This window comes from Cognatundibacterium curvum, from assembly GCF_014284235.1.
In the GTDB taxonomy this organism is placed as follows: domain Bacteria; phylum Pseudomonadota; class Gammaproteobacteria; order Burkholderiales; family Burkholderiaceae_D; genus Undibacterium; species Undibacterium curvum.
Window position 1 is genome coordinate 1 of record NZ_JACOGD010000010.1, and the last position, 12,553, is coordinate 12,553.

The window sequence follows — 12,553 nt, forward strand, 5'->3', positions numbered from 1 at the left end:
CCCATCCCGAACAGGACCGTGAAACGACTCTGCGCCAATGATAGTGCTGCAACCAGTGTGAAAGTAGGTTATCGTCAGGCTCCCTTTAAAAACCCCTCGTTACAGTAGTAACGGGGGGTTTTGCTTTAAGTGAAAGCCTAGGTTTTTGCAGCAAATTACGCGGTGTTAAGCGAAAAAATGCAGTAAAAGACTAGACAAGAAGTGAAAATATGATGTATAATTTTGCTTCTGTTGACGTTGGTGACAAACGTTAAATAGTTTATCTGACTAAGCAAATATGGGTGCTTAGCTCAGTTGGTAGAGCGGCGCCCTTACAAGGCGTAGGTCGGGAGTTCGAGCCTCTCAGCACCCACCACAGATAAACGAAGAAAACAGAGCCAGTTTTAGGGTTTAGGAGCGGTAGTTCAGTTGGTTAGAATACCGGCCTGTCACGCCGGGGGTCGCGGGTTCGAGCCCCGTCCGCTCCGCCAAGTTAAAAAGCCAAGCGTAAAGCTTGGCTTTTTGCTTTTCTGCTTCAGTATTTGCTGCGTTAAATACAGCATATCAATCTCAATCTTCGCAGTCACAATATCCGCATCAGCTATTCTTTGTGTAGCACACTGCCAGGTGTAAAGCGCTGTCCACGCTAGCCATCGTTACAGCCAGTGACAGCAAACAAAGCTATGGATGCGTATCGCATCAGCATTCAGTTGCGCCCGACGCTGCGATAGCGATCACTGCACGAACACCGCAAAGCATAGCCTAAACAGGCACAATGCACTGAAAACAGAGGGATAGACGCAGACACGAATAGCGCAGGGTTCAGCTTGCTGTCAGCACGTTTAAATGAGGTGAAGAGGAGGGGATGCTGTCGTACACCAGGCGCTCATGCAGCGTGTACGGCCTGAGTTGTAAGCGATTGGAGGATAGGGGGGAACTGAGTATCAATGCGGCGCAGCCAACGATGACTGCACCGCTGAGAGCCGTGTTTTAACTGCTTTGTGCTTCACCATCCAGCGCAAATACCAGATCATCGATTAATGTCGCCAGTTCACCTGTCATGAGCGCGAAATCAGCATCAAATCGTTCTTCTTCATTCATGCCCTTATCCTTGTCATCATCCAGTACATCCAATGGTTTGATGCGCTTGATGGTCAGAGTATCGGTTAGCACGAAACTGACGCGGTCATTCCAGGTCAGCGCAAGCTTGGTACAGAGTTTGCCGGCAGCGATATGCTTTTGTATATCATCCGGTTCCAGTGTGTGACGTACATAGCGCACGGTGGATTTATCTTCATTCGCACTCTTGAGTTCAGTGTCCTGATCGATGGTAAAGCCTTTAGGCGCCTCGTTACCGGCCAGCCAGCCTGTCATCGCGGCTTGTGGACTGGTTTTGACACGCAGGCTTTCCAGCGGAATCTTATCGCAGCATTTCAGCAGCAGCTTGATGACTTCATCGGCACGGGCCGGGCTCGATGCATCGATCACCAGCCAGCGGTTGACGGTATCGATCCAGACGTGGGTTAAACGCTTGACGCCGAAGGCACGCGGCAACAGCTCATCAGTCACACGCTCTTTCAAATCCTTCATGGCCTTACGGCCTGGTGCAAAGCCTTGTTGCTCTTCAAGCTCCAGCGCACGCGCCTTGGTCACCTGATTAATCACACTGGAAGGCAGCAGCTTCTTTTCTGTCGCCAGCGAGATCAGGAACTGTTGATTGACGCTGTGTACCAGCAATTCATTATTACGTGGCGAGGCCCAGCCCTGGCTCTGCATTTCATTGGACGCACATTGCGAAAAAGAAATTCTGGCGAGTTGCGTGTTGAGCTCGTCGGCGCTGATGTTCCAGGGCGCATTCAGACGAAATACCTGTAAGTTCTTAAACCACATAGCTGATCCAAACAATGAAAAGCTGACATTCTACACGTGCGGCGGCGGCAACTGACGCCATCAGGACTGCGCTTTGCGACTCTAACCGTGACTCCGTCGCATTTTGCTCGTACTGTGCTTGCAGCGCAGCCATACTGACTCCATCGCAATCAGTCATCACCAATACCAACAAGGAGATCATCATGCTGCAGCAAATTCTGAGTCATACACCAGTCTGGGTCTGGGTCATTCTGGCAACTTTATTGTATTTTGGTACCCTGGCAAGCCGTGACCGTATGCAAAACCTGCGCAGTGTGACCATATTGCCTGTGATGATGGCTTGCTTGTCTATCCAGGGGCAGTTGCAGCAATTCGGCTGGAACGCACTGGCTTTGCTGAGCTGGGCCGGTGCAGTCTGGCTGGGCGCCCAAATAGCCATGCGTATGGCCAATGCACACAGCCTGCGGGTTGAGTCCGCCAGCCATATCTGGGTACGTGGCAGCTGGCTGCCGCTGACCTTGATGATGCTGATTTTTGTGGGTAAATACGTGCAGGGTATAGCCTTTGCGATGCAGCCAGCATTAGGTACGGACACTGGCGCGATTCTGGTTTGCAGTATCGCTTTCGGGCTGGTGAATGGCATTCTCTTGAGTAAATTATTACGTGTACGCCAATTACTGAAGAATGCACCATCAGCCGCTGCGCTGCAAACCGCATCCGTCTGAATTTCCAAACGGACATGGCGCGGGGGAGACAGTATAATGTTTGCTGTTCTCATTCCATTTCATTGCCAATAAGCAAAGAATATCCTGTGCCATGTTAGCTCAACAAAAACAAGACTTACTGAATCTTTTGCAAACCGCTGTTGCTCCTGTGCTGGAAGGCAGTGATCTGCAACCTGCCATCCTGCTGGAGCGTCCACGCGATCCTTCACACGGTGATGCCGCTTGTAATATCGCCATGCAGATCGCTAAGCCTTTGCGCAAAAATCCACGTGAGCTGGCCACCCAGATCGTTGCCAACATCGAAGCACAACAACATCCTCTGATTGCAGCAGTCGAAATCGCCGGACCTGGCTTCATCAATATTCGTCTGGCGACAGCAGCCAAGCAATCGGTAGTACGTACCGTGTTGCAGCAGTCAGCCGCATTTGGTCAAAGTACACGCGGTGCCGGTAAAAAAGTGGTGGTGGAATTTGTGTCCGCTAACCCGACCGGACCTCTGCATGTAGGCCATGGACGTCAGGGCGCACTGGGTGATGCGCTGGCCGCATTGCTGCATGTACAGGGTTTCGACGTGACGCGCGAATTCTATTACAACGATGCCGGCGTACAGATCGGTAATCTGGCCTTGTCGGTACAGGCGCGTGCCAAAGGCTTTGCGCCTGGCGATGCGAACTGGCCAGAGTCTGCTTACAACGGTGATTACATCGCCGAAATCGCACGCGATTTCCTGGACAAGAAAACCGTCGCAGCCAGCGATGGCGTACCAGCCACCGCCAGCGGCGATGCAGATGACATCGATTCTATCCGTCAGTTTGCGGTGGCGTATTTACGCCGTGAACAGGATACGGATTTGCAGGCTTTTGGCGTGAAGTTTGATAACTATTATCTCGAATCTTCTTTGTACAGCGACGGTAAAGTTGAAGCCGCAGTGCAGGCCTTGATCGCTGCTGGCAAAACCTATGAACAGGATGGCGCGCTGTGGCTGAAAACCACGGAATACGGCGATGACAAAGACCGTGTGATGAAAAAATCGGACGGCACCTACACCTATTTTGTGCCTGACGTTGCCTATCACGTCACCAAGTGGGAACGTGGTTATCGCCAGGCCATCAATATTCAGGGCAGCGATCACCACGGCACCATCGCACGGGTGCGCGCAGGTTTGCAGGCACTGAACGTCGGTATTCCTCAGGGCTTCCCGGATTATGTGCTGCATAAAATGGTGACGGTCATGAAGGACGGTGCCGAAGTTAAAATTTCCAAGCGCGCGGGTTCCTACGTGACTGTACGCGATCTGATCGAATGGTCGGGTAACGGTGACGAAGTGCGTGGCCGTGATGCGGTGCGTTTCTTCCTGATCTCACGTAAGGCAGATACAGAATTTGTGTTTGACGTAGACGTGGCACTGGCTCAGTCTGACGAAAATCCGGTTTACTACGTGCAGTATGCCCATGCACGTATCTGCTCGGTACTGGCGCAATATGCGACTGATGAAGCAGCGTTCGCGCCGCTGGCACACGTCGATCTGTCGCCGCTGACTGCGCCACGCGAAGCCAGCCTGCTGGCTAAGCTGGCAGAATATCCGGAAATGCTGGAAAAAGCCTTAGACGAACTTGGCCCACATCAGGTCGCTTTCTACCTGCGTGATCTGGCCGGTGAGCTGCACAGCTATTACAACGCAGAGCGCGTGCTGGTTGACGACGAAGCGACTAAGCTGGCACGTCTGGCGCTGATGCTGGCTACCCGTCAGGTCATCCGCAATGGCCTGAGCCTGATCGGTGTATCCGCACCCAACAAGATGTAAATAATACGCAAAACTGGCTGCCAGCCCAGACAGGACGCGGGCTGGCAGCCAGTGACAGCATATGAACATTTCTGGCAACATCAATTTCCGGAGACGCATGAAAGCACATTTCACAACTTTGGCCCGTCAGCGCGGTAACACGCTCACAGGCATCATCATAGGTCTGGTGATCGGTCTGGGTATTGCCGTGGCCGTCGCGCTGCTGATTACCAAGTCATCCACCCCATTTACCAATAAGGGTGGTAAGGACAAGCCGGACCAGCCGCTGACCCAGCTACAAGATCCGAATAAGCCGCTGTATGGCAATAAGGACGCGGTCAAAGAAGCCAATAAAGATGTGCTGAAAGACGCACCGAAAGCGGCAGCGGAGCAGAATACCGTGGCTGTCAAACCGGCAGACAGCAAGATAGAAGTCAAACCGGCCGCTGAAAAACCAGCGACTGCAGACAAGCCTGCAGAGAAACCGGCCGAAGTGGTCAAGATTGATCCGGCGGTGGAGGATAAATACACTTATTACTTGCAGACGGGTGCCTTCCGCGAAGTGAATGATGCGGAAAGCGCGCGTGCCAAGCTGGCCCTGATCGGCTTTGAAGCGAAAATCAGCGAGAAAAATTCTGATACCGGTACCATGTATCGGGTCAGGGTGGGTCCGTATCCAAATGCAGAAACAATGAACCGTAACCGCGCTAAGTTGTCAGAGAATGGCGTCGATGTCGCGATCGTAAAAACCCTCAAGTAAGATCGTCCTGATTGCCGGGTCTGCGTCAGAAAACCTGTCATGGCGGATGATGGATTTCAATGATTAAGTAAAGGAAGCGTATGCGAGTTTTGCAACAACTGTTTCGTGGTGTCGTGATTGCCAGTCTGAGCATGGCAGCGGGTCTGGCACTGGCTACTCCGGCAGCGCCCGAAGCGGGCAAGGAATACCGGGTACTGACCAAAGCTCAGCCAGTCGAAGCAGGTAAGAAAATCGAAATCACCGAATTCTTTGGTTATTTTTGCCCACACTGTAATGCACTCGAACCGCTGATCGCCGAATGGGTCAAAAAGCATAGTGATCAGATTGTGTTCAAACGTGTGCATGTGAATTTCCACAGCCTGGTCACGCAACAGAAATTATTCCTGACGCTGGATACCATGGGCAAGCTGGAGTCGCATCATATCAAGGCCTTTAATGCCTATCATGTGGACCGTAACCGCTTGCAGACTGATGCGGACGTCATGAATTTTGTGGCCAAATCCGGCCTGGATAAACAAAAATTCAGTGAAATTTATAACTCTGCTTTCAGCATGCAAAGCAAGGTCGCTCGTTTGAATCAGACTCAGGAAGCATATCAGGTAGACAGCGTACCGATGATCGCCATTGACGGACGTTATGTGACTTCTCCATCGCAGGCAGTGTCCGGTGTGGGTCGTGTGACTGAAGACATGCAAAACCGCGCTGCGTTGCAAGTGTTGGATTTCCTGTTGGCGAAAGCACAGAAAGAAAAAGGTATCAGCCCGGCTGCTAGCAGCGCTCCTGCAGCAACACCGGCAGCCGCTGCACAGACACCCGCTAAGAAGAAGTAAGCTAAGCGTTTTCAGAAGCCAGCCAGTCTTCGTATGCAACAAGAAAGCCCGCACCAGCCTTGCTGTTGCGGGTTTTTTCTTGTGCCAAACGGATAGGCTTGCGATGTCGGCTGCTATCCGTTTGACCTCAGCCTGTCAGACCGGATTCAATGCAACCGCCGGGAAATCCAGAGGTACATCGAGTGCGATATTGACGTAGTTAGTGAAAATATTCAGCGCGACATGAGCCAGAATTTCGACGATATGTTCGTCTTCAAATCCTGCACTGCGTAACTGTACAAAATCCTGCTCATTCACCTGAGCGCGCTGTTTCACCACTTTTAAGGCAAATGTCAGTGCTGCTGCGGTTTTTGGATCTGTTGACTGCCCAGCTTGTGCCGCTGCCATTTCAGCTTCACTGAGACCGGCATTTTTACCTAGTAGAGTATGCGCTGCCAGGCAGTATTCGCAGGCATTACTCTGCGCGATGGCAACCGCAATTTGCTCTCCCAGCTGAGCTCCGAGCACTCCCTTACCCAATGCACCAAACGCAGCCCACATGCTGCTCAGCGCTGCCGGTGAATTAGCGACTGCACGGAACATATTGGGGGTGCTGCCAAAGGTTTGTTGTATCGGAGCCAGCAGTGCCTGACGTTGTGCAGTGGTGGTGGCGGATTGAATCAAAGCGACGTGGGACATGATATGTTCCTTTGCAATTAAAGTTAAAGAAAATCAGTGAGTTCAATGAAGCAGTGCATTCAGCACAGTTCACAGTGTGCGCGTTTGATGTGTATGATTGGTATCTTTACGTCTCAGATAAGTATCTAATCATCCAGATATGGCGAAACAAACTTTACCGGCACTAGACCGTCTGTCGTCCTTACTGGAACATTTTCCAGTCACGGCGAACCTGTATTTTTCAGGTGCGCTATGTGGTGTGACGCAGTTTGATGCGCAAGCGGGACGCGGATTTTTTCATGTGTTGCGCAAGGGGGAAATGCGGCTCACGCATCATGCCGGCGCCGGGGTATCGCGCAGCTTAGACATCAGTGAGCCCAGCTTAATTTTCTATCCGCAGGCCCTGGCGCATCAGTTTCACAATGCACCGGTGGATGGTGCGGATTTCACCTGCGCCTCGGTGTACTTTGCAGGTGGTGCCTCGCATCCGTTGGTCAGGGCTTTGCCACCGCTGATCGTATTGCCACTGGCGGCTGTGCCTGGTCTCAAAGCCGTGCTCGATGTGTTGTTTCAGGAAGTCGATCAGGTGCGCTGCGGGCAGCGTCTGATTGCTGACCGTTTGTTTGTTGTGGTATTGCTGCAGCTATTGCGCAGCTTGCTGGATCAGGCCTCAGAACAGGGTATTTCTGCCGGATTGATTTCCGGCCTGGCTGATCCGCAACTGTCACAGGCAATCACCGCGATGCATGACAGTCCGCAATTAGCCTGGACGCTGGAGCAGTTAGCCCATAAAGCAGCCATGTCACGCAGTGCGTTTGCGAGTCGCTTTAAAAAAGTAATGGGGGTGGCACCGGCCGCCTATCTGACTGAATGGCGTATCGCGGTTGCCAAAAAACAGTTACTACAAGGACAGGCGGTAAAAGTCATCGCACCCGCACTCGGCTACACCAACGCATCGGCACTGAGCCGGGTGTTTACGCAGCAGACAGGCTTGTCGCCACGGGCCTGGCTGGCAGCGATTACACCTGCGCAGGGATGAGGTGTGGTGCATTGCACCGTGTATGATTTTTCTGTGTCTGGACTGGTCAGCAAGCTAAAAGCTGACGTATATTCCAGCCTCAGCTTTGTTCGCAGATTGGAATCCAGATGATGAATGTGTTTATTACCGGTGCCTCGTCCGGTCTCGGTGCGGCGATGGCGCGTCGCTATGCGCAGCAAGGCGCGCGGGTGGCGCTGGTCGCGCGCCGCCAGGCTCAGCTGGAACAGTTAAGGCAGTCGTTGCCACATCCTGAGCGTCATTGTGTTTATGCGCTGGATGTGACCGATCATGCCGCCTTACGGCTGGCCGCACAGGACTTCATCGCGGAGGCCGGAGCGGTGCAGGTGGTGATTGCGAATGCAGGTGTATCGATGGGCACACTGAGCGCGCATCAGGAAGACTATGCCGTGTTTGAGCGTATCGTACAGACCAACCTGATGGCGACCGTGGCGACCTTCAGTGCGTTTATTCCCCATATGCAGCGTATCGCGGGACAGCAAGCTTGTCGTCTGGTTGGCATAGGCAGTGTGGCTGGCATTCGTGGCTTACCCGGTGCCGAAGCCTACAGTGCCTCAAAGGCTGCCGTGATCAGTTATTGTGAATCGTTGCGGGTAGAGCTGGCACGTGATGGCATACGCGTGGTGACTATCGCGCCCGGCTATATCGACACACCGATGACGCAGGTGAATACTTTCCCCATGCCCTTCCTGATGCCCGCTGAACGCTTTGCCGCGCAGGCCGTCAAGACCATCGCTGCTGGCCGTTCCTATCGCGTGATTCCATGGCAGATGGGGATAGTTGCGAAGCTGCTGCGGTTGCTGCCAAATCCGCTGTATGACTTTATTTTTTCGCGCACACCGCAAAAGCCAAGGCAGCCCGCGCCGCAGGAGCCCAGCACATGAGTCAGTTCTTTACCGACGCTATCGGGCAGCAGCATCCTGTGTATCATCCGGAACAGGCACGCATCGTGAGTCTGGTTCCCTCACTGACGGAATTGCTGATAGACCTGGGTTTGCAGCAGGCACTGACAGGCCGTACCGGATTTTGTATACATCCGGCTGACCAGGTTGCCGCGATTCCTAAAGTTGGTGGTACCAAGGATGTGAATATCGCCAAAATCCGTACACTCGCGCCTACCCACCTGTTCGTCAATATCGACGAAAACACGAAACCAGTGGTGGACGAACTCGCGACTTTCGTGCCGCATGTGGTGGTCACGCATCCGTTGACGGTGGACGATAATCCAGCTTTATTCCGGCTGGCTGGCGGCTTGTTTGGGCATAGTGCGCAAGCCGAAGCCCTGTGTGCACAGTTCGAGGCGGCGCGGCAAGCGCTGGCTGCCTGTGCATCATGCAGCAGACCACAGCGCGTGCTGTATTGCATCTGGCAAGATCCGTGGATGACGGTGTCGGCCCAGACCTATATTGCCGATATGTGTCGCCAGATCGGTTGGCAGCAAGTGGAGATTGCTGACAGCGATCAGCGCTATCCAGGTTTCAAATGGTCTTCAAACTTGTGCGCTGAAATTGATCTGATCCTGTTGTCGAGTGAGCCCTATCGTTTTACTCAGCAGCATGCAGATGCGCTGGAACGCCAGACTGGCCTCCCGGTTGAATTGGTCGATGGCGAAATGTTTTCCTGGTACGGTAGTCGCAGTATTTCTGGATTGAAATATTTAACATCTTTTTGTCGTTAAAAATGAAAAAAAATACGTCAAAATACGGTAAATATACGTGTTTTCCGCATAAAAGACGTAAATTTACAACGCATTGATTGACACTGCTTGAGTTGCAACCGGATACTGAAAAATCCTGGAAACTGCCGCAAATAGAGGTCAGTGACAACGAATTCTGCGCAAAAAATGTGAAGAACAGCAGACTGCAGTTGGTGGTTTCCTGTCCCGATTCACGCTTTTTTTCAAGGAATTCCGGTTATGAAACCTATGTGTAAAGCAATTCTGCTGGCGCTGTATGGTGTTGGCGGTATGGCTGCAGTAGTCCCATTCACGGCCCTGGCGCAAACTGCAACACCCGCAAAATCGGCCGAAGCGCCGATACAGACTTTAACCATAGTCGGTTCACGCAAAATCAATTCCTCCGCTACCGAGACACCGGTACCAGTTGATTTTATCTCCGTCACAAAATCTGCCGAGCAGGGTGGGCAATTCGATCTGGCCCAGACGCTGGCTAATATCTCACCTTCGTTTAACTCTACCCGTCAGACCGGTGCCGATGGTGCGGATCTGGTCGATTCTGCGGCCTTGCGTGGACTGGGTTCAGATCAGACGCTGGTGCTGGTCAATGGCAAACGTCGTCATACGGTTTCGCTGGTGAACCTGTTTGGTGCGCGTAATCGTGGTAACACCGGTACCGATTTGAATGCGATTCCGGTAATGGCGATCAGTAATATTCAGGTCTTACGCGATGGTGCTGCGGCTCAGTATGGCTCAGACGCGATTGCCGGTGTGCTCGATATCAGTTTGAAGAAAACGCTGGGCTGCGAAGCCAGTTTCGGCTACAGCCAGTATTCTGCCGGCGATGGCAAAAACTATTTGCCTTCCGCCTATTGCGGCGTACGTATAGGTGAAAAAGGCGTGTTGGGGATTACCGCTGAGTACACCGACCGTGGTCGTTCTAACCGTGCTGATCCTGGCAATCCACGTACTATCGGCGATACGAAAATGACCGGCCCTACCGTGTATCTGAACGGTGAAGTGCCGAATGGTGGCTCTGATAAATTCTATTTCACCCTGGGTGCCCAACAACGTAAGGCATCGTCTGCCGCCTGGGCGCGTGGTGGTATCGGCAGTGATGATATTCCGTCCCGTAATTCCGCTGCCATGTACCCGAACGGCTTTGTTCCTTATATCAATGGCGATATTGACGACACTTATGGCATAGCAGGTTATCGCTGGCGCATCGGTGAATGGAGTGCCGATCTGTCGCAGACTTATGGCAAGAACCAGCTGCGCTATAACATCAGCAATACGCTCAATGCCTCGATCGCGAATAAAGATTTGCTCAATGGCGGCAAGGGTATCAGCCCGAGCCAGTTTGATGCCGGTGGTTTTTCATTCTCCCAGGCCACGACCAATCTGGATTTCAGCCGTTTCTTTGACGGCTTTATGGAAGGTGTGAACGTCGCTTTCGGTGCCGAATACCGTCGTGAGAATTACAAGATTTTTGCCGGTGAAGCTGGTTCTTATAACGATGTGGACGGCGTGGGTATTGGCGGTAATGGCGGTAGTCAGGGTTTCCCCGGATTCCAGCCTGGCGATCGTACTGACCGCAACCGTAACAGCGTGGCCGCCTATGCTGATATCGAAACCGATGTCACTAACCGCTTCAAAGTGCAAACTGCATTGCGCGGTGAGCGCTACAGCGACTTCGGCTCCACCCTGACCGGCAAGCTGGCGCTGAGCTACAAGGCGATGGATGCGATGTATCTGCGCGGCTCGCTGAGCACAGGCTTCCGTGCACCGTCTTTGCAGCAAGTCTTTTTCTCTTCGACCTTTACTGACTTCATCAGCGGTGTGCCTATGGATGTGGTGCTGGCACCGAACGGTGGTCCGGTTGCCAATGCAGCGGGTATTCCTAAGCTGAAAGAAGAAAAGTCCAAGAATTACACGCTGGGCCTGACATTTAAACCTAGCCAGCAACTGAGTATGACGGCGGATTTTTACCGTATCGATATCTCTGACCGCATCGTCTTGTCCGGACGTTTTGATGCCAATAATTACCCGGCACTGGGTGCGACCTTATCCGCACTGGGTGTGGGACAGGCTCAATTCTTTGTGAACTCCATCAATACCAGAACTCAGGGTCTGGATTTGACGGCATCCCATAAAACGGATTTGGGTGCTGGCAAACTGACGACGTATTTTGGCGCGAATTTCAGTAAAACCGAAGTGACTAAAGTGTCGGCACCGCCTTCACTCAAGGGCTTTGAAAATGTCTTGTTGTCTGAGCGTGAACGCCTGTTTATCGAGCAGGGTGGGCCACGTATGAAAGCCACACTCAGCTTCAACTATGAGCAGGGTCCATGGTCCAGTGAATTCAAAGTCATTCGTTATGGTTCGCAGACTTTGGGTACTTTCTCAGGGACAGAAAATGGCGTACCGAATGCCTATTACGAACCTAAGACCTCGGCGGATGTGGCACTCACGTATGCATTCAATGACACCACCAAGCTGACCGTGGGTGGCACTAATATTTTCAATGTCAAACCGACCCGTCAAAATCCAAATGAAACTGATAATGGGTTTTACTACGACAGCGTACAGTTTGGTTTAGGTGGTGCAGCTTACTTTGTCAAACTCTGGAAAAAATTCTGATTCACAGAATAAGCTTAAAGAAAAAGGGGCGTATCGCCCCTTTTTTTATGCAGTTCCCCGCCATTGCGCGCACACGCGCAAAGTGAGAAGTGCTCAGGTGACCGGACTGAGCTTATCCATCGCACCCAGTAAAGCTTCTTTCTGCAGCGGTTTTTCTATCGTTCCCAAAAACCGCAACCTTGCCAGCTGAGCTACCAGTGAAGCCGAGTACAGCACCTTGGCACCCTGGCCCGACATCAGGATGACGCCACCATGAAAATGGCGGTCACCCAGTAATTTCATCATTTCAAAGCCATCGATATCTGGCATCTGGATGTCGCATAAAATCAGGTCTGGCAAAAAACGTCCATGTTCCAGCGTCAGTATGGCGTTTTCACCACCCAGCGCAGTCTGGACTTTGTTGATCCCTAAATCATTGAGTAAGTCAGAAATAAATTCGAGCTGAAAGTCATCGTCATCGATTACCATAACACTCAGATGTGCGTAACTTTGTTCCCCGTGTTGCGTCATTGTGAACTCCTGTATTTCCAATTGATGTACTAAGGCTGAAGGGTCAGTCAGCCGCCGCTGTGACCCGC

The 12,553-nt window shown here is 52.2% G+C and carries 11 protein-coding genes and 2 tRNA genes; 10 read left to right on the forward strand and 3 right to left on the reverse strand.

All coding sequences use genetic code 11. From position 1 onward, the window contains the following. Window positions 1–279: 279 nt before the first annotated feature. Window positions 280–355 (forward strand) — tRNA-Val (locus H8K43_RS16700). Between the two features lie 38 nt (window positions 356–393). Then, window positions 394–470, forward strand: a tRNA-Asp gene (locus tag H8K43_RS16705). 499 nt (window positions 471–969) lie between these two features. Here H8K43_RS16705 and H8K43_RS16710 read toward each other — a convergent pair. After that, a complete protein-coding gene (locus tag H8K43_RS16710; protein ID WP_186904905.1) occupies window positions 970–1,869 on the reverse strand; it encodes a recombination-associated protein RdgC in 900 nt (299 codons plus the stop codon). A 155-nt stretch (window positions 1,870–2,024) separates the two neighbouring features. Here H8K43_RS16710 and H8K43_RS16715 point away from each other — a divergent pair, with 155 nt between their 5' ends. The 4 genes from H8K43_RS16715 to H8K43_RS16730 all read left to right on the forward strand — a co-directional run bounded on the left by H8K43_RS16715 (window position 2,025) and on the right by H8K43_RS16730 (window position 5,946). Then, complete coding sequence (locus tag H8K43_RS16715; RefSeq protein ID WP_408058558.1) at window positions 2,025–2,573, forward strand: DUF6622 family protein; 549 nt, start codon at window positions 2,025–2,027, stop codon at window positions 2,571–2,573. Between the two features lie 91 nt (window positions 2,574–2,664). Beyond that, window positions 2,665–4,377 carry an arginine--tRNA ligase gene (gene argS / locus H8K43_RS16720; protein ID WP_186904907.1) on the forward strand — a complete coding sequence of 571 codons (1,713 nt, stop codon included), beginning with the start codon at window positions 2,665–2,667 and terminating at the stop codon, window positions 4,375–4,377. Between the two features lie 97 nt (window positions 4,378–4,474). Then, window positions 4,475–5,116 carry an SPOR domain-containing protein gene (locus H8K43_RS16725; protein WP_186904908.1) on the forward strand — a complete coding sequence of 214 codons (642 nt, stop codon included), beginning with the start codon at window positions 4,475–4,477 and terminating at the stop codon, window positions 5,114–5,116. Window positions 5,117–5,196: 80 nt separating this feature from the next. Next, window positions 5,197–5,946 carry a thiol:disulfide interchange protein DsbA/DsbL gene (locus tag H8K43_RS16730; RefSeq protein WP_186904909.1) on the forward strand — a complete coding sequence of 250 codons (750 nt, stop codon included), beginning with the start codon at window positions 5,197–5,199 and terminating at the stop codon, window positions 5,944–5,946. A gap of 135 nt (window positions 5,947–6,081) precedes the next feature. On the opposite strand, the gene H8K43_RS16735 is transcribed toward H8K43_RS16730, so the two are convergent. Continuing rightward, window positions 6,082–6,624, reverse strand: coding sequence for a carboxymuconolactone decarboxylase family protein (locus tag H8K43_RS16735; RefSeq protein ID WP_186904910.1), 543 nt, complete (start codon window positions 6,622–6,624; stop codon window positions 6,082–6,084). A 139-nt stretch (window positions 6,625–6,763) separates the two neighbouring features. Between H8K43_RS16735 and H8K43_RS16740 the strand changes: the two genes are divergently transcribed. The 4 genes from H8K43_RS16740 to H8K43_RS16755 all read left to right on the forward strand — a co-directional run bounded on the left by H8K43_RS16740 (window position 6,764) and on the right by H8K43_RS16755 (window position 11,975). Continuing rightward, a complete protein-coding gene (locus tag H8K43_RS16740; protein ID WP_186904911.1) occupies window positions 6,764–7,642 on the forward strand; it encodes an AraC family transcriptional regulator in 879 nt (292 codons plus the stop codon). 107 nt (window positions 7,643–7,749) lie between these two features. Then, window positions 7,750–8,544 (forward strand): SDR family oxidoreductase, encoded by a 795-nt coding sequence (locus H8K43_RS16745; protein WP_186904912.1) that lies wholly within the window; start codon window positions 7,750–7,752, stop codon window positions 8,542–8,544. Next, entirely contained in the window at window positions 8,541–9,338 is a 798-nt protein-coding gene (locus tag H8K43_RS16750) for a helical backbone metal receptor (protein ID WP_186904913.1), read from the forward strand. The genes H8K43_RS16745 and H8K43_RS16750 overlap by 4 nt, the downstream gene beginning before the upstream one ends. A gap of 246 nt (window positions 9,339–9,584) precedes the next feature. Further along, window positions 9,585–11,975 carry a TonB-dependent receptor plug domain-containing protein gene (locus tag H8K43_RS16755; protein WP_186904914.1) on the forward strand — a complete coding sequence of 797 codons (2,391 nt, stop codon included), beginning with the start codon at window positions 9,585–9,587 and terminating at the stop codon, window positions 11,973–11,975. Between the two features lie 93 nt (window positions 11,976–12,068). Here H8K43_RS16755 and H8K43_RS16760 read toward each other — a convergent pair whose 3' ends face one another. Next, entirely contained in the window at window positions 12,069–12,485 is a 417-nt protein-coding gene (locus H8K43_RS16760; protein WP_186904915.1) for a response regulator, read from the reverse strand. Between the last annotated feature and the right edge of the window lie 68 nt (window positions 12,486–12,553).

Coding starts and splice junctions, on each gene's coding strand:
- H8K43_RS16710 (WP_186904905.1), bottom strand. CDS start 1,869: ATGTGGTTTAAGAACTTACAGGTATTTCGTCTGAATGCGCCCTGGAAC.
- argS (WP_186904907.1), top strand. CDS start 2,665: ATGTTAGCTCAACAAAAACAAGACTTACTGAATCTTTTGCAAACCGCT.
- H8K43_RS16725 (WP_186904908.1), top strand. CDS start 4,475: ATGAAAGCACATTTCACAACTTTGGCCCGTCAGCGCGGTAACACGCTC.
- H8K43_RS16730 (WP_186904909.1), top strand. CDS start 5,197: ATGCGAGTTTTGCAACAACTGTTTCGTGGTGTCGTGATTGCCAGTCTG.
- H8K43_RS16735 (WP_186904910.1), bottom strand. CDS start 6,624: ATGTCCCACGTCGCTTTGATTCAATCCGCCACCACCACTGCACAACGT.
- H8K43_RS16740 (WP_186904911.1), top strand. CDS start 6,764: ATGGCGAAACAAACTTTACCGGCACTAGACCGTCTGTCGTCCTTACTG.
- H8K43_RS16745 (WP_186904912.1), top strand. CDS start 7,750: ATGATGAATGTGTTTATTACCGGTGCCTCGTCCGGTCTCGGTGCGGCG.
- H8K43_RS16750 (WP_186904913.1), top strand. CDS start 8,541: ATGAGTCAGTTCTTTACCGACGCTATCGGGCAGCAGCATCCTGTGTAT.
- H8K43_RS16755 (WP_186904914.1), top strand. CDS start 9,585: ATGTGTAAAGCAATTCTGCTGGCGCTGTATGGTGTTGGCGGTATGGCT.
- H8K43_RS16760 (WP_186904915.1), bottom strand. CDS start 12,485: ATGACGCAACACGGGGAACAAAGTTACGCACATCTGAGTGTTATGGTA.